Annotated in this window: 18 protein-coding genes; all 18 read left to right on the top strand. The window is 67.3% G+C overall.

Annotation, left to right across the window (positions count from 1 at the left end):
* Positions 1-4 precede the first annotated feature (4 nt).
* Entirely contained in the window at positions 5-2,182 is a 2,178-nt protein-coding gene (locus tag V6B97_RS09550; RefSeq protein WP_333506278.1) for a phage major capsid protein, read from the top strand.
* A gap of 39 nt (positions 2,183-2,221) precedes the next feature.
* Positions 2,222-2,578 carry a DUF2190 family protein gene (locus V6B97_RS09545; protein WP_333506276.1) on the top strand — a complete coding sequence of 119 codons (357 nt, stop codon included), beginning with the start codon at positions 2,222-2,224 and terminating at the stop codon, positions 2,576-2,578.
* A gap of 96 nt (positions 2,579-2,674) precedes the next feature.
* A complete protein-coding gene (locus V6B97_RS09540; protein ID WP_333506275.1) occupies positions 2,675-3,160 on the top strand; it encodes a phage holin family protein in 486 nt (161 codons plus the stop codon).
* Positions 3,161-3,162: 2 nt separating this feature from the next.
* A complete protein-coding gene (locus tag V6B97_RS09535) occupies positions 3,163-3,657 on the top strand; it encodes a lytic transglycosylase domain-containing protein (protein WP_333506274.1) in 495 nt (164 codons plus the stop codon).
* Between the two features lie 14 nt (positions 3,658-3,671).
* On the top strand, positions 3,672-4,127 hold the full coding sequence (locus V6B97_RS09530; protein ID WP_333506273.1) for a hypothetical protein: 456 nt from the start codon (positions 3,672-3,674) through the stop codon (positions 4,125-4,127).
* Positions 4,128-4,156: 29 nt separating this feature from the next.
* Positions 4,157-4,579 carry a lipoprotein gene (locus V6B97_RS09525; protein WP_333506272.1) on the top strand — a complete coding sequence of 141 codons (423 nt, stop codon included), beginning with the start codon at positions 4,157-4,159 and terminating at the stop codon, positions 4,577-4,579.
* A 4-nt stretch (positions 4,580-4,583) separates the two neighbouring features.
* The gene (locus V6B97_RS09520; RefSeq protein ID WP_333506271.1) at positions 4,584-4,739 is read left to right on the top strand and encodes a peptidase M16; all 156 of its coding nucleotides are present in this window, start codon (positions 4,584-4,586) and stop codon (positions 4,737-4,739) included.
* Between the two features lie 13 nt (positions 4,740-4,752).
* Complete coding sequence (locus V6B97_RS09515; protein WP_333506270.1) at positions 4,753-5,106, top strand: hypothetical protein; 354 nt, start codon at positions 4,753-4,755, stop codon at positions 5,104-5,106.
* A complete protein-coding gene (locus tag V6B97_RS09510; RefSeq protein ID WP_333506269.1) occupies positions 5,106-5,852 on the top strand; it encodes a hypothetical protein in 747 nt (248 codons plus the stop codon). Before V6B97_RS09515 ends, V6B97_RS09510 begins: the two co-directional genes overlap by 1 nt.
* Positions 5,849-6,319: a hypothetical protein gene (locus tag V6B97_RS09505; protein WP_333506268.1), complete on the top strand. Its 471-nt coding sequence runs from the start codon at positions 5,849-5,851 to the stop codon at positions 6,317-6,319. The genes V6B97_RS09510 and V6B97_RS09505 overlap by 4 nt, the downstream gene beginning before the upstream one ends.
* A 27-nt stretch (positions 6,320-6,346) precedes the next feature.
* Positions 6,347-7,315 carry a phage tail tube protein gene (locus V6B97_RS09500; RefSeq protein ID WP_333506267.1) on the top strand — a complete coding sequence of 323 codons (969 nt, stop codon included), beginning with the start codon at positions 6,347-6,349 and terminating at the stop codon, positions 7,313-7,315.
* A gap of 2 nt (positions 7,316-7,317) precedes the next feature.
* Positions 7,318-7,695, top strand: coding sequence for a hypothetical protein (locus tag V6B97_RS09495; RefSeq protein ID WP_333506266.1), 378 nt, complete (start codon positions 7,318-7,320; stop codon positions 7,693-7,695).
* Between the two features lie 23 nt (positions 7,696-7,718).
* Positions 7,719-8,012, top strand: a complete 294-nt coding sequence (locus V6B97_RS09490) for a DUF1799 domain-containing protein (protein WP_333506265.1) — start codon at positions 7,719-7,721, stop codon at positions 8,010-8,012.
* On the top strand, positions 8,013-10,562 hold the full coding sequence (locus tag V6B97_RS09485) for a tape measure protein (RefSeq protein ID WP_333506264.1): 2,550 nt from the start codon (positions 8,013-8,015) through the stop codon (positions 10,560-10,562).
* Positions 10,563-10,564: 2 nt separating this feature from the next.
* Positions 10,565-10,957, top strand: coding sequence for a hypothetical protein (locus V6B97_RS09480; protein ID WP_333506263.1), 393 nt, complete (start codon positions 10,565-10,567; stop codon positions 10,955-10,957).
* Between the two features lie 34 nt (positions 10,958-10,991).
* Positions 10,992-11,456 carry a DUF1833 family protein gene (locus V6B97_RS09475; protein WP_333506262.1) on the top strand — a complete coding sequence of 155 codons (465 nt, stop codon included), beginning with the start codon at positions 10,992-10,994 and terminating at the stop codon, positions 11,454-11,456.
* The gene (locus V6B97_RS09470) at positions 11,456-11,890 is read left to right on the top strand and encodes a C40 family peptidase (protein ID WP_333506261.1); all 435 of its coding nucleotides are present in this window, start codon (positions 11,456-11,458) and stop codon (positions 11,888-11,890) included. Before V6B97_RS09475 ends, V6B97_RS09470 begins: the two co-directional genes overlap by 1 nt.
* Positions 11,887-15,550, top strand: a 3,664-nt coding sequence (gene gpJ, locus V6B97_RS09465; RefSeq protein ID WP_333506260.1) for a TipJ family phage tail tip protein, incomplete at its 3' end; no start/stop codon positions are given. The genes V6B97_RS09470 and gpJ, both read left to right, overlap by 4 nt.

The raw sequence follows: 15,550 nt of genomic DNA, 5'->3' as shown, positions 1-15,550 counted from the left end.
ATCCATGGGCAAGAAGAAGAAAGGCGAGAGCAAGCAGTCGTTCCTGCGCCGGTGCGTTGCGGAACAGCGCGCCGCTGGCGCGTCCGACGTGAAGGCCATGTCCACCTGCGCCGGGCAGTGGAAGGCCGAAATGGCGGATGCGGATGACGACGCCACCCGCCTGACCGGCGGGGCCATCACCGTGCAGCTTGCCGAAGGCGATGCCAGCGCGGACGCCGCAGCGCGCTTCGCCATCCTCGCCTACACCGGCAAGATCATCGACTGGGGCTGGTGGCGCTTCATCATCGACCTGAAGGGCATAGAGGCCAAGTCCGCCTTCCCCGCGCTGCGCGAACACGCGCGCGACCGGGTGGTGGGCGCCTGCACCGAGTGGAAGGTGGACGCCAACGGCATGCATGTGCTGGGCGACTTCAGCCGGGCCACCCCGGACGCTGCGGAAGTGCTGGCCCTGTGCCAGGAAGGATTCCCCATGCAGGCCAGCGTGGGCATACGCGGCCTTGCCATCGACTACGTGGAAAAGGGCCAGACCAGGAAGGTGAATGGCATCACCGTGGATGGCCCCTGTGAAATATGGACCAAGTCCGTCGTGCAGGAGGTCTCGTTCGTGAGCCTCGGCGCCGACGACGACACCGCCGCAATCGTCATGGCCGAACAGGTTGACGGTGCGGACAACCCCCTCACGGAGGACGCGATGAAGATGAACAAGCATTTGCGCGCGCTTCTGGTGCGCATGGGCCTGTCCAAGGACGCCACCGACGAACAGGCCCTGGCGTTCCTGAAGGAAATGGGTCCGGAAGGCGAGGAACTGGCCGCCCGGTTTACCGGCAATGACGGCCAGCAGGGCGGCGATGCTGCCCAGCTTGCCGCCCCGGTGGACGTGGACGCCAGCGTGCGCGCCGCCCTGAAGGACGAAAGCGCCAGGCGCGACGGCATCAAGGCCTTTACCCGCAAGCTGGGCCTGCCCGTGGAACTGGGCGACGAGCACGAGCAGAAGGGCACCAGCCTTGCCGCCTACAAGGAAATCGCCATGGAAAAGGCCCTTGCCGCCAACCCCCGCCTTGCTGGCTTCGAGTCCGGCACGGACGAATCGGACAAGTTCCGCCCCCTCGCCGCCGAGGGCATCTACCTGCGCGCGGGCGGCAAGGTGGAAAAGCCGCAGGACGGGGCCCGCGAGTTTCGCGGCATGTCCATGATCGGCCTGGCCCGCCTGTGCCTGGAACGCGCGGGCAAGACCGTGCGCGGCCTGTCCGACGCCGAAGTGGCCAAGATGATCATGCAGCCCAACCTGCGCCTGACGGCTCCCAGCGTTTCCGACTTCGCCAGCGTGTTCATGGACGTGGCCAACAAGCGCCTGCTGGCCGCCTACAACGAGGCCCCGGCAACCTGGCGTTCGTGGGTCAACGTGGTGACCGCCAGCGATTTCAAGACCATGTACGGCATCAGCTTGTCCGAGGCCCCCACCGTGGCGCTGGTGAACGAGCTGGGCGAGTACAAGGAAACCAAGCTGTCCGACAGCCAGGAATCCTACACCGTTGGCAAGTACGGCATGATCATGGGCCTGTCGTGGGAAATGATCGTCAACGACGACCTGCGCGCCTTCGCCCGCCTGCCCCAGCTGATGGGTGCTTCCGTCCGGCGCAAGCAGGCCGACGTGATCTACGCCCTGCTCACCAGCAACCCCACCATGAACGACAACAAGGCGCTGTTCCATGCCGACCGGGGCAACCTGGAAGGCACCACCAAGACCGCGCCCACCTCCGCCAGCCTTTCCGCCGCCCGTACGGCCATGCGCAAGTTCAAGGGGCCCAAGGGCGCGGTGCTGGACATCCAGCCGCGCACCATCCTGATCCCGCTGGAACTGGAAACCTCCACCGAAATCCTGCTGCGTTCCGCCGCGCTGCCGCAGGCCGACATGTCCTCCGGGGTCCACAACCCGTGGGCCAACCGGTTGCAGCCCATCGCGGAACCCCGCCTGTCCGCCAATTCCGCCACCGCCTGGTACGTGGTGGGCGACCCCTCGCAGATCGACACCATCGAAGTGGCCTTCCTGGACGGCCGCGAAGAGCCGGAAGTGTTCGAGGACGAAAAGTTCGAGGTGGACGCCATCCGCTACAAGGTGCGCAACGTGTTCGGCGCGGGCGTCATGAACTGGCGCGGGTTCTACAAGAACCCCGGCGCGTAACGGCGGCCTGAATCCGCAGCCATCTGAAAGGAGAACATCATGGCTCTGAACCGTATCCAGAAGGGCGACATCATCGACTACACCAACGGCGGCAGTGCGGCCATCGCATCCGGTCAGGTGGTGGTCATCGGCACGCTGGTCGGCGTGGCGCTGGTGGACATCGCCGTGGGCGAAACCGGCAGCGTGGCCATTGCCGAAGTGTTCGAGGTGCCCAAGGCCAGCGGCGCCATTTCGCAGGGCGCTGCCGTGTACTGGGACGCCGATGGCAACCCCGTGGACGGCACCGCCGGTACCGGCGCGGCAACCACCACTGCCGACGGCAACACGCTGGCGGGCAAGGCCTTTGTCGGCGCGGCCAGCAACGCGGGCAGCCTTGTGCTGCTGTTGAACGCCTAACCTCCAGACCGTTTCGCCTGATCCCCTACCCTCTGCTTCAGGGCCGCCGGGTTTTTCCCGGCCCGGCGGCCCACCCTGAAACGAAAGGAGACGCCAGTGCACGAAGACTTCGCGGGCCACATCGCACGGATGTTTCAGGGCCTTGGCGACGGCATCCAGTTCAAGACGGGCTGGGCGTTCGTGTTCGGCGTCATCGGGTCCGCCATGGGCGGGGTGTGGCCCCTGTTCGTGCTGCTGGTGCTGCTGCTGATTCTCGACTTTGTGTTGGGGTTCTGGCGGGCCGGGCGCACCACGGGGTGGAAGCGCAGCAAGGTGTGGGCTGGCGTGCTGAAACCCGTGTTCTACGTGCTGGCCGTCATTGTCATGGCCCTGGTGGAAGAAGCCCTGGCGCAATCCGCGCCGTTCCGCCTGCCGGTGCGCGACCTGTTCGTGGGGTACCTGTGCGTCAACGAGGGGCTTTCATGCCTCGAACATCTTTCGTTCTTCGGTGTTCCCGTGCCCGCGTCCATCCGCGAGAGGCTGCGCGAATACCGGGAAACCCTGTGCGCGCCCCACGCGCCCACGCGGCAGGACAGGAGGTAGCCATGCCCACCACCCCCGTCATCGAACAGCTCATCGTCAAGGTCGCCACCGACCACGGCCTGCCGCCCGCACTGGTGCGCGCCATGGTCATGGTGGAGTCCGGCGGCGACACCTTCGCCACCCGGTACGAGCCCGGTTTTTTCGCCCGCTACGTGGAAAAGGACGGCAGCGTGAAGGCCTTTGGCACGTGCACCATCCATACCGAACGCCGCCTGCGCGCCACCAGCTTCGGCCTCTTGCAGGTGATGGGGCAGGTGGCCCGCGAGCGCGGCTACCTTGGCCCGTACCTGACCGCGCTGTGCGACCCGGCCACCGGGTTGCAGTTCGGCTGCCTGCACCTGGCCGCCTTCCGCCGCCGGTTCGCCGGGCTTGGTTGGGACGCCGTGTGCGCCGCCTACAATGGCGGCGCGGGTGCGGTGCTGGGCAGGACTGAATTCCGCAATCCCGAATACCCCGCCAAGGTGCTGAAGGCGCTGGGCGGCACGTGGCCCGCGTAGGGCAGGAGGGCATCATGAAGCGCATCATCACCCTGTGCCTTGCCGCCATGGTCGCCGCCCTGTTGGCCATCAGCATGGGCCCGGCCGTATCCGCAGCTGCGGACCGCACCCCTCCCAGCGACGAAATGACGCTGATCTACGGAAAGGACACGGTCATTTCCGGCCCGGAATTCCACGGGTCGCTCATGTCCATGGCCCGGGCGCTTGCGGAAAACGGCTGCGCCGACCCCGCCATGGCCGACAGGATTTTCAGCGTGTGGAGCAGAGACCACAAGGCGCACGACACGGCACTGCTGGGGACGCTGGAACTGGTGTACGCCCCCGGCGCCGCGGCCCTGACCATTGGCGACCACCAGCGCATGCTGCTGGACCTGGTCGCCATGCTGGACGAGCAGGAGCCGCTGCGCGCCATGGTGCGGCAGTTGGCCGGGCAGTGCATCACTCACACCGGCAACACATTCGGCAACTGAACCGGGCGTACCGCGCCCAGGAGGCCCCCATGAAGCGTTTCCGCACCCTGCTGCCCGTGCTGGCCCTGCTGCTGCTCATGCCCCTGCTGGGGATGCTGGGCGGCTGCGAGGACGGCAGTTTCGAATCCGACGCCTACAAGGCCCTGGTGGTGGCTGGCGCCAGCTACGACGCCACCATGTCCGCGCTGGCCGACGCCCACGGCAAGCAGCTGATCAGCGACGGCCAGTGGTCCACGGCCAAGGATGTCGCCCGCGTGTACTACGGGCTGTTTCACACCGCGCGCATCGGCCTTGCCGAGTACGTGCGCCTGCCGCCGGAAAAGCGGTCGGCGTCCGCGCGTGAAAAGGTGCAGTCCACACTGGCCGCCATGACCCTGCGGCTTGCCGAGCTGCTGTCCTATGCCCGGTCCATCGGGGTGGGCGTGCAGGCCATGACCACCGAGAAGGAGTAGCGCCATGCAGCAGATCATCATCACCGTGCTTGAACTGGCCCTGCGTCACGGCGTGCCCGCCATCCTCGACGCCGTGAAGCGCTGCGAGGGCGAGGTGACCGCCGAGAAGATCGAATCGCTGGCGGGTCTGGTGAAGGACCCGGACAGCTACGGGGAATAGGACGCCCATGAACATGAACGCCATGCTGATAGCGGATCACCGCGCCGTGCTGCGCGATGTGGGGGCAACCCCCGTCGCCGTGTCCGGAGCTGCTCCTGTTGACGCATGGGTGCGCGACCGGGGCGTGCGCCGCCTGCCCGCAGAGGTGGCGGAATACGCGGACGAGCGCGCCCGCTACGCCACGGTGCGCGTGGAGGCGGCATTGCTTGCCGCGCCGCCAGCATCCGGGGCCACGGTATCCTTTGCCGGTGCGGAATGGCAGGTGCGCCAGGTGCAGCCCATGGGCACGGCGGGCGCGCCCGCCCTGTACACCCTGCACTGCGTGGCGGGCGAAGTGTCGCGTTCCCGCACCTGGGGGAGGTCGTGATGGCCGGGCAGGTGGGCTACGTCCTCACGCCGCGCACCAACGCGGACGGCAAGGTGACCGGCTGGCGCAGGGACCCGTTCTTTTCGGACAAGGCGTCCATCCTGTCCGCCGCCGTGCAGAGCGATGCCGGGCCGTGGCTGTCGCACCTGGCCGCCCTGCTGCCCACGGAAGTGCACAAGGCCCTGGCCTCCGGCGGCTACCTCATGCAGAAACTGCTCCGCGCCGACATCGCCGCCGGCGGCCCCCCCGGCACCCACTGGCCGGAACTTTCCGACGTGCAGAAGTCCGGCAAGCTGGACCAGGCCAGGCGCGGCGCCAGGCGCGCCCGCAAGCGCAGCCGCTTCTTCGGCAGGCTGGCCCAGGCCATCGGCTATTACCGCTACCCGTTCCCGCGCATGCGGGTTGACATCGGCTGGCTGTCGGCCGCCGCGCAGCACTATGGCTACATGTTGCAGCGCGGCACGCGCACCCCGGTCACCCGCAAGATGGCGGGGCTGTTCAAAGGAGTGTTCGGCTGGTGGCCGCGCAAGCGCAGCATGGACATGCCCGCCCGGCCGCTCATGGAACCTTCGCTGCGGGCCCACGCCTTCGAACTGCACGCGCACATGGAAAACCGCGTGGCGCGCTACCTTTCGGCGTCCGAGCGGTGGCTGCAGGAAACCCGCAGCAACAAGAGCAAGTACGCGGACAGCCTGCGCGGCCCCATGGGCGCCGGGGCGTCCGCCGGCACGGGAGCACGCGCATGACCGGCTGCGAACTTGTGGACATCTGGGCGCAGGCCATCGTGGCCGCCGACGACTTTCACGACTGGTGCACGGAAACCTTCGGCTCCACCGTCAAGATTTTCGTGGGGCTGGACGAGGCCCGCAGGCCGGGGCGGGACGACGCCCCCTACGTGCTGCTGCACCCCCTGGGCGACGCGCGCGGGCCGGAGGCGGAATTCCAGGAATGGGGGGTGTGGCTGTCCATGGGCATCTGCGCGCCGGAACGCGCGCCGGACGTGTCCGGCATGGTGGTCGCCGAGCCGGGCCTGCACCTCATGGACGGGGAGTTCTGCCCCCGCGTGCTGTCCATCCTGCACGAATCGGAACAGCCGCCCCACACCGGAGAGGGCGTCACCCTGCCCGGCAAGGGCGGCTACGTGCAGCGCGACGTGTCCCTTTCCCTGTCCGAGGAGACCGTACTGGGCCTTGGGCACAACGGCTGGCGGTAGCCGCCGCAACAATACGGAGGAACGATCATGGCAAAGCGCGCGCGCGGCTACCAGTCCACGCTGGTGCTCGGCTTCGAGGACGACTACCGGATTCCGCCGGAAACCCCGGCGGGCATCCTGCTGCCGTTCAACACCAACGGCCTCAAGTCCAGCCGGGAAAAGAACACCCCGGCCACCATCTTCAATTCCCGCAACCCGGTGGAGCCCTTCGACGGCAACACCACGGCCAGCGGGGACATCGTGGTGCCGCTGGACGCGGAGGCGTTCGGCTGGTGGCTGGCGGCGCTGTTCGGCGCGCCGGTGACCACGGGCGCATCCGCGCCGTACAGCCACGTGTTCAAGGTTCCCGACGAACAGCCTTCGTTCTGGGTGGAAAAGAAACTGGCCATCGCCTCTCCCGTCTACCCGCTGGTGGACGGCGTGAAGGTTGCGTCCATGTCCATTTCCGCAGGCGGCAGCGGCGAGGCCACCGCAAGCATCACCTGCGAGGGCGCCAACGAGACCATGCCCACCAGCCAGCGCGACGCCAGCCCCGTTGTCCCGGCCTTCGACCGGTTCTCCAACTTCATGGCCGCGCTGAAGGTGGGCGGAACCGAGGTGGCCGTATCCCCCGGCTGCACCCTGGAACTGGGGGCCGGACTGGACACCGGCGAGGACAACTTCTGCCTTGGCGGGGGCGGCATCCGGGGCGACCTGCCCGAGGGCATCATGTCCGTTTCCGGCACGGCGCGCTTCCTGTTCACCAGCGGCACGTTTCTCGACATGGCCATGAACGGCACGGAAACCAGCCTGGAACTGAAGTGGACCAAGGGCGCGAAAAGCCTGTCGCTGATGCTGAACGAACTCCAGTTCGCCCGCAACACCCCGGCCATCGAAGGCCCGCAGGGCGTCTCGCTGGAACTGCCCTTCCAGGCCTACCACCGGGCCCATGCCGCAAACAGCGTCATCGTGGCCACCCTCGTCAACAACACGGCGTCCTACGCCATCGGAGCCTAGCCATGCGGATCACCCTGCCCTGCACGAAGCAAACGGTAACGCTGCGCTCGCTGACGCGGGCGCAGGCCAAGGAACTGCTGCGCCTGGAGCGCGAACGGGCCGCGCTGGTCAAGGCGTCCTTGTCCGGCTCGGACGAGGAGCGCGCCGCCGCCCTGGCCGGGCTGGTGGAGGACCCGTTCCTGACGCGGCGCGAGGACATGACGGCCGGGCTGTACCCGGACATGAACCTGGACGCCATGGACAACCGCGACGCGGTCACGCTCATGGACGCCACCTACATGTACAGCCTTAACCTGCCGGAGAAAGAACTAAAAAACTTGTTCGGGTGTGGCGATGGCACACCGACTCCGACCGAGCCGCCTACTGCGCCGACTGCGTAGCCCTGGCCAAAGCCAGGGCGGAGATGGCGGGCAAACGGCCGCGCAAGCCGCCCTGCGGCCGCTGCTCCTTCCGCCGCCCCCGGCTGCTGCCGGAGAACGGCCCCCCCTTCGCCCTGTGGCTGGAAGTGTGCGGGCAATGGCGGGCGGGCTTCGGCGGGCGGTACGCCCTGGATTGGCCTGCGGTGTTCGCCATCGCAGAGCACCTCGGCTTCGAGCCGGACTGCCACACCTGGCCCAAGCTGCGGGCCCTTGAACGGGCCACCCTGGAAGACGACGAGAAACGCCAAAAGGACAGCCAGAACAAGGACGGCGCGTAGATGGCCAATCCCTCCACCCGCATCACGCTCATCGCCAACGATCAGGCCAGCCCGGTCATCCGCCGCGTGGGCATGGAACTGACCGGCCTGGGCCGTACGGCCCAGTCCATCGGCTCCATGTCCAGCCTGACCGGGTTCGGTCCGGGGCTCATGGCCCTGGCCAACCCCGTCACGGCGTTGACCGCCGGGTTTGTCGCCTTGCAGGCGTCGGCGCTGCGGGTGGACGATACCCTGCGCCGCACGGAAAAGTCCTTCACCGTCATCTACGGCAGCGCCAACATCGCGGTCGCGCGGATGAAGGAAATCCGCGACGAGGCCGACAGGCTGGGCGTTTCGTACATCGACCTGGCCGAGCAGACCAAGAAGTTCGACGCGGCAATCGCGCAGTCCACCCTGCGCGGGCAGGGGCAGAAAATCCTGTCCGCGTTCGGCGGGTACGGGGCCGTGTTGGGCCTGGATTCGCAGGGCATGAGCGCGGTCTACCGCGCCATCACCCAGATGGTGTCCAAGGGCAAGGTCAGCGCCGAAGAACTGCGCCTGCAACTTGCGGAACAGTTGCCCGGCGCGGTGCAACTGTTCGCGGAAGCGCTGGGGGTTTCCGAGCAGCAGTTGGACAAGATGCTGGAGAAGGGCGAGGTGGGCCTGAATACCCTGCTGAAGGTGGCCGACCTGCTGGAAAAGAAGTTCGGCGGCGACCTTTCGCGGGTGACGGACAACCTTGCCCAGAACATGGAACGGCTGGGCAACTCGTGGAACGACCTACTCCGCTTTCTGTCTGGAACGGACACGGCCAACTGGGCGGTGAAGGGCCTGACGCAGACCGTGAGAGAGTTCCTGGGGGTCATGTCCCAGTTCGCGCTGATGCGCATGGCTCTTGAGGGGGAGGTGAAGGTCAGTCCGGCATTCCTTGGTCTGACCCCGCAAAAATCCACGGAATTGCTTGAATATCTGAATACCTCGGGCGGGATTCAGGCCCGCATCGACTACCTGAAGGAAGTTCGGGGGGGCACGTTTGTCACGGCTTCCCGCGCAGAGGAATTGGACGCGCGCATCGCGGCCCTGGAAAAACAACTCCGCGAGGTGGAGGCCGACGAGGCCGCCAAGGATGTCGGCGCGGCCGGTTCCATGGAAGCGCGCTGGCTGGACCCGCGCGACAAAGGCATGAGCGAGGCGGCCGCACGCTCCCCCCAGTTCCAAGAGTGGTACTGGGAGTGGGTCGAAAGAAAGCGGAAAGAAGCCGAGGAAGAGGCGAAGCGGCGCGCGGAACAGATGCGTAACGCCCTGCAGCAGATCAATGCCGACCTCGCCCGCTTCGCGGACACCGGCGACGGCTCCGCCACCCGCATGGCCAGCCTGAACAAGCAGTTGGAAGACCACACCCAAAAGCTGGGCGCGGCGCACCCCAGGGTGAAGGAATTCGCCGATGTCGTCGCCTACGCCAACGAACACCTTGGTTACACTCCTGACCAGGTCGCCAGGGCCACCCGCGCGGTGGAGGAGCAGTCCGACGCCCTGCAGGACAGGGCGGACGCCATCCGTGAATCCACCCGGGCGGACGGCACGCTAGACCAGAACAAACTGGCCCTGATTACGGCGCAGAAGGCAGCAGAGCGCGAATACAAGCAGGAACGGCTAAAGGGCATTTCCGAGGAAGACGCCGCCGCCAAGCGCGACCTTGCCATGCAGGTGGCCAAGGCCAACGCCATGCAGCAGGCCCTGGCCGTGGTCGAGTCGTTCTATTCCGACCTGGCGGGCATGTACACCAACGACGAAACGTTGCAGCGCCGCCTGCTGGACAAGCAGGTGGAGAACTACCGCGCCGCGGGCGTGGCCGAGGTGGACCTTGCCCGCTGGAAGGCCCGGCGCGAACTGGAAATCGCCACCGATGCCATGAGCGGCATCAGCCGGGGCCTGATATCCGTCAGCGAGACCACCGGCAACGCCGCGCGCAACATGGAGCAGTTCACCACGGGCGCGTTCGACACCATCGGCAACTCGTGGTCCCTGACCATGGACGGCATGACCTTCGACGCGAAACGGACCGTCAACGACATCATCAATTCGTTCTGGCGCTTGAGCGTCGTCAACCCGCTGGTCAGTTCGTTCAGTGGCGGGCTTTCCGATTTCCTTTCCGGACTTGGTTCGTCCGGCGGAACGGGCGGTTCGGCCAGCGGAGCATGGGGAGACTATGCGGACAGGGTTGTCGGTGTCGCGGGCACACGCGCCGGTGGTGGGCCGGTGTTGTCCGGCAAGACGTACCTAGTCGGCGAGAACGGCCCGGAACTGTTCACGGCGGACCGAAGCGGCGCGGTCCTGCCGAACGACGTTTTCCGCAGCGCAGGTGCCGCAAAGACCAGCGTCGAAGTCCACATCCACGAAAGCCCCAACACCCGCGCCGAGGTCAGGCAGACGCCCACGGCCAACGGGGTGCGGCTGGACGTGGTGATCAAGGACGTGGTGGCGCAGGACATCGCCAAGGGCGGCAAGATCGACCAGGCCATCGCGGGCCGTGGCTTCTCGCGCACATCCCGCATGGCGGGCAGGGGGTAACCATGGCCGAACCTGAACTCTACTGGCCGGAAGCGTTGCCCCAGGCACCTTCACAGAGCGGATTTGATGATCCCCTGCCGAGCCTGACCATTTCCACCGATATGGAATACGGACCTCGGCGCATCCGGCGGCGCACGTCCGCCGCGCGTCAGCCCATGTCCTACCCGCTGATCCTGACCACGGAACAGAAGGCCACCCTGAAGGAGTTCATGGACATCGCCGCCGGTCAGCCGTTTTGGTTGCCGGATCCTCTGGATCAGTCCCGGTACCTCCTGGTGATCTTCATCCCGGAATCGGCGCAGCGGGCGGCCAGTGTCGTTCCGCGCGGCCCCTTCCGCTGGCAGACCACCCTGACCCTGGAAGTGTACCCCTATGTCTCCCGCGACCGTACTTAGCGGCGACTTCAGGCGGTACTCGCTGGCGTCCAACATGGACGACGTTCTGGTGTGCCTCATCTCCATCACGCATCCGGACATGGCGGCGACCATCCGCGTCTCGTCGGACCCGACGGAGCAACTTGGCTGGTTCGACGATGGCACCCCCAAGTACGGCACCGTGAGCAACGGCGAGGAGTACCTGTACTACCAGTTCGGGTTCACGCTGCCCGGCCAGCCCGGCGGCACGGAAACGCCGGAGGCGGCGATCGTGCTGGACAACGTGGACCGCATGCTGGTGCGGACCATCCGCGAGTTGCACGAGGCCCCGCGCTTCGCCTGCTCCATCGTCCTCGCCAGCAACCCGGACCGCATCGAGTACGCCCTGCCCAAGCTCATCCTGACCGGCACGGATTGGGACGCGGCGGCCATCAACGGGCGGCTCACCTTCGCCACCACCTTGCAGCGCACGTTTCCGCCGCGCCGGTTCCTGCCCTCCAACTTTCCGGGGTTGTTCTGATGCCGCACTGGTCCGACAGATACGTGGGAATCCCGTTCCGCGAGGGCGGGCGGGACTTTTCCGGGTGCGACTGTGCCGGGCTGGTGTTGCTGGTGCTGCGCGAGGAACACGGCATCGTGGCCGCCGACACGGATGCGGCCTACGGCCCGGACGATTTTCACGGCGCGCCCGGCCAGGGGCGGCTGGCCGAACTGGTGGAACGCGGCCTGCGCGAGTGGCGGGTGGTGTCCGGGGCGCCGCGCCCGTTCGACCTGGTGCGCTACGCCGTGGGCGGCAACCCGTGCCATGTGGGCCTGTGCGTCGGGGGCGGCATGATCCTGCACGCGCTGGAAGGCGCGGCCCGGTCGCACCTGATTGCGCTGGCGTCCCCGCAGTGGCGCCGCCGCTTCGTGGAGTTTCGCCGCCATGAACGGTTGATGGAGGCCCCGGCATGACCCGCAATCCCGAAGTGCTGCCCCCCCTGCGGGACCACACCAACCTGCCCGCGCTGCTGGGGGACGCGCCGCCCGTGTACGGGCAGGCGTCGCGCATGGTGTACCGGCCGGACCTGCTGTCGCTGCGCACCGTCGATCTGGTGGTGCCCACGGGTGTGTCCGTGCTGGCCGCCATGCGGCAGGCCCTGCGCGACGCCGGGCATTCTCCGTCTATCCTGCGCGGCGCGCGCATCGACATTAACGGCGTCCCCGTGCCGCGCTCGGAGTGGGGTGCCCGCCTGATGCGCCCCGGCGACCTCGCCAGCCTGCATGTGCCCGTGCGCGGTGGTGGGGGCGGCAGCGGCAAGAACCCGTTGGGCACGCTGCTGTCGCTGGCCGTGGTGGTGGCTGCTGCTGCGGCCACGTGGTGGGCCGGGGGTGCGGGCGGTGCCGCGCTCGCTGGCACGCTTGGTGTTTCGCAGGGTGTACTTGTGGGTGGCATCGCAGGCCTTGGCATGATGGCAATGTGGGGCGTCAGCCAGATGTTTCCTCCGGCCGTCGCCAAGTTGGGCAGCACCGGCGGTTCCCTTTCCGCCGAAAAGACGTGGGCCATCACCGGCACGCAGAACCAGGTGGACCCCTACGGCCCCATCCCGTTCGTGCTGGGCAAGGTGCGCTTTGCCCCCCGCATGGCCACGCGCGGCTATACCCTGCTCAGCGGCCAGACGGTCATCGCGCGCATCCTGTACGTGGTCATGGGCCGCAACCGGGTGACGGACCAGCGCATCGGAGACACGCCCCTCGCGCAGGTGACCGGTGCGCGCACGGTGGTGCATAAAAACTGGCGCGGCGAGCCGCTTGAATTCATCCGGAACGTCTTTGAAGACTCGTTCGACGCCTCGCTGACCTACTCCGGCGGCGAGGCGACAAAGACCACGCAGGCCGACGCCACCGGGTGCTCGCTGGAAATCTACTACCCGCAGGGCCTCGTCCGCATCGACAAAAAAAACAAGCGCTATACGGCCTCCGTCACGTTGCGGGTGGAGATTTCCGCGTCCGGGTCCACCATGCGGCTGCCCGCGTTCGGGGATTCTGGAAACACCGTCACGCATTCGGCAGCTACGGTCACCCCGCAGCGGCGCGGCATTTCCATCACGTTCCCCAGCGCGGGGAAATGGAACGTGCACGTCAAGCGCCTAACCGGCGACGCCAACGACAACGATACCGAGCAGACCCTGCTGGACGATTCCAAGTGGGTGAAGTTGCGCAGCTTCGTCCCCGGCGTGCCCGTGGTGTACGAGGGGTTCCCCCTGACGCTCATCGAGGCGGAATTCCGGGCGAACGATGCGCTGGACGGGGTGATCGACGCTTACAGCGCCGTCATGGAGAGCTACGCCCCCGTGCCGCAGGAGGACGGCGGCTGGCTGGACGAGCCCACCAACCGGCCGTCCGCGCTGGGCTACCTGCTCACGTCCGGCAAGTACGCCTCGGGCGACCGCATCATCGACGTGGCCCTGGACGCCGAGGACATGCACGGCGACGTGTGGCGCGATTTCCACGAGTGGTGCGAGACCATGGACTGGCAGTACAACTCGGTGATCACCAGCGAGGGCACGATAGCCGACGTACTGGCCCCGGTGCTGCGGGCGGCGCGGGGCGGCTACGCCATCCTGGACGGTCTGCACGCCGTTGCCTGGGACGCGCCGGACAAGCCAGTTTCGTACATCTACGGGCCGCGCAACTCGTGGGGATTCCGCGCCAGCAAGACCAACCCGGAGCGCATGCCGCACGGCCGCAGATTCGCCTTCCTGAACGAGGATCGGGACTACGAAGAGGACGAACGCGTAGTCTACGCCGACGGCTACGACGCGACCACGGCCACGTACGTCATCGATGACGAGCAGGAGGGGGTGACAGATCCCGACCTGATCTGGAAGCACGGCCGCCTGCACATTGCGGATTCCATTCACCGGGCCGAGACGTTTGAATGGCAGACTGATTTTAGCCATCTCATGGTGCAAAAGGGAAGTGTTATTGACCACGTGCATGACGCCCTGCTCACCGGCATCGCGCAGGCTCGGGTCATCGGCACGATCCCCGATCCGGAGGACGACACCCGCATCATCGGGGTCATCCTGGACGAGGACGTGACCATGGAGGCGGGCGTCACATACATGCTGCGCCAGTACACGGCGGCGTCAATGAGCACGGCGTGGGCCGTGCAGACCGTGCCCGGCACGGGACGCGAGTTGTACTGGCCGGTGGTGGACGAAGAGACGGGGGAACACCTGTCCACCCCGGCGGCGTCCAGCCCGCAGTTCGACGACATGGTGGTGTTCGGCGTGTCGGGTCAGGAAACGCTCCGCCTCGTCGTCACCGGCATCTACCCGGAACAGGATTTCGTGGCCCGCATCACGGCGCAGATGGAGGGTACGGACGTGTACGCGGCCATCGACGGCCCGGCGCCGCCGTTCGTGAGCGGCATCACCAGCCCCTCGCGCTGGTCCAAGGGCAAGCCCGCCGTACCCACGATACTGTCGCTGCGCAGCGACGAGACGGTGTTGTTGCGGCTGGCCGACGGATCGCTGGTGCCGCGCATCGCCGTGTCGTTCGAGGCGGCGACCGTGCGCGACGTCGAGGCGGCGACCGTGCGCGTCCAGGTGCGCGTGGCGGGCAGCAAGGAGGAGTGGCGCGTGGCGGGCAGCGCGCCCGCCATCGAACGGGTTGTGTACGCCAGCGACGTCGAGGAGGGCGTGGAGTTTGAAGTCCGGGTGCAGGCTGTTTCCACGCTGGGCGTCGGCAGCGACTGGTCCGCCCCCCTGCTCCACACCGTGGTGGGGAAACTCACCGATCCCCCCGACATTCCCGCCCTGTTGCGCGACGGCGACATGCTGCGCTGGTCGTATCCCAATCCCCCGCAGGACCTGGCCGGGTTCCTGGTGCGTTTTTCGCGCAACGCCCTGTCCTCGTGGGATACCGCGCAGCCCGCGTACGAGGGCGTGCTGACTACCGCAGAATTCGACATGTCGCGCTACGCAGGCACGGAAACCCTGTGGCTGGTGCGCGCCGTGGACACCGGCGGTCGCATGTCGGCCGGTGCGGCGCGACTGGTGGCCGACATCGGCGGCCCGGAAATCGCCAACATCGTGGATGAGATAGACCTGCGCGCCATGGGCTGGCCCGGCGCGCACGACGGCGAGGTGGACGGCGACGGCAACTTGTCCGCCATCGCGTCCAGCCTGGCCTACGGCGGCGGCGCATGGGCGATGCAGACCGTCATCCTCGACCTGTCCCAGCCCGTGCCCACAGACACGCACCTGCCGCTCACCTATGAGTTCGGGTTCCTGATGCCTGACGATGCGCGCGATGCGGCACTGTCGGTCGCCGTCGAATACGACGGGCAACTGCTGGCGCTGGATTACGCGCCGCCGACAACAATGCTGGCCTACGGCGGCGGCGCATGGGCCAACCTGCCCGCCACCACGGATTTCGACGCACAAGCGTACCCCGATCCGGTGTGGTCGCCCATGCCCGCCAGCATATCCGGGCCGCAGGCCGGTGGCGTGCACCAGATGCGCGTCAGCCTGTTGGGCGGCGATGGCTACGTGCGCATTCTGCAATGCCGGGTGCTGCTGGATGTGCCGGACCAGATAGAGGAGTTCGAGGACGTAGCCGTGCCCG

Source organism: Nitratidesulfovibrio sp. 1201_IL3209 (assembly GCF_036763125.1).
Lineage (GTDB): Bacteria > Desulfobacterota > Desulfovibrionia > Desulfovibrionales > Desulfovibrionaceae > Cupidesulfovibrio.
The sequence above is the reverse complement of the archived record's forward strand: the minus strand, read 5'-3'. Positions and strand labels throughout refer to the sequence as shown.

Bases quoted from the DNA above. Each gene is read 5' to 3' on its own strand.
- V6B97_RS09545 (WP_333506276.1), top strand. From the start codon at position 2,222: ATGGCTCTGAACCGTATCCAGAAGGGCGACATCATCGACTACACCAAC.
- V6B97_RS09535 (WP_333506274.1), top strand. From the start codon at position 3,163: ATGCCCACCACCCCCGTCATCGAACAGCTCATCGTCAAGGTCGCCACC.
- V6B97_RS09475 (WP_333506262.1), top strand. From the start codon at position 10,992: ATGGACGACGTTCTGGTGTGCCTCATCTCCATCACGCATCCGGACATG.
- V6B97_RS09480 (WP_333506263.1), top strand. From the start codon at position 10,565: ATGGCCGAACCTGAACTCTACTGGCCGGAAGCGTTGCCCCAGGCACCT.
- V6B97_RS09495 (WP_333506266.1), top strand. From the start codon at position 7,318: ATGCGGATCACCCTGCCCTGCACGAAGCAAACGGTAACGCTGCGCTCG.
- V6B97_RS09530 (WP_333506273.1), top strand. From the start codon at position 3,672: ATGAAGCGCATCATCACCCTGTGCCTTGCCGCCATGGTCGCCGCCCTG.
- V6B97_RS09490 (WP_333506265.1), top strand. From the start codon at position 7,719: ATGGCGGGCAAACGGCCGCGCAAGCCGCCCTGCGGCCGCTGCTCCTTC.
- V6B97_RS09485 (WP_333506264.1), top strand. From the start codon at position 8,013: ATGGCCAATCCCTCCACCCGCATCACGCTCATCGCCAACGATCAGGCC.
- V6B97_RS09550 (WP_333506278.1), top strand. From the start codon at position 5: ATGGGCAAGAAGAAGAAAGGCGAGAGCAAGCAGTCGTTCCTGCGCCGG.
- V6B97_RS09505 (WP_333506268.1), top strand. From the start codon at position 5,849: ATGACCGGCTGCGAACTTGTGGACATCTGGGCGCAGGCCATCGTGGCC.
- V6B97_RS09470 (WP_333506261.1), top strand. From the start codon at position 11,456: ATGCCGCACTGGTCCGACAGATACGTGGGAATCCCGTTCCGCGAGGGC.
- V6B97_RS09510 (WP_333506269.1), top strand. From the start codon at position 5,106: ATGGCCGGGCAGGTGGGCTACGTCCTCACGCCGCGCACCAACGCGGAC.
- V6B97_RS09500 (WP_333506267.1), top strand. From the start codon at position 6,347: ATGGCAAAGCGCGCGCGCGGCTACCAGTCCACGCTGGTGCTCGGCTTC.
- V6B97_RS09525 (WP_333506272.1), top strand. From the start codon at position 4,157: ATGAAGCGTTTCCGCACCCTGCTGCCCGTGCTGGCCCTGCTGCTGCTC.
- V6B97_RS09515 (WP_333506270.1), top strand. From the start codon at position 4,753: ATGAACGCCATGCTGATAGCGGATCACCGCGCCGTGCTGCGCGATGTG.
- V6B97_RS09520 (WP_333506271.1), top strand. From the start codon at position 4,584: ATGCAGCAGATCATCATCACCGTGCTTGAACTGGCCCTGCGTCACGGC.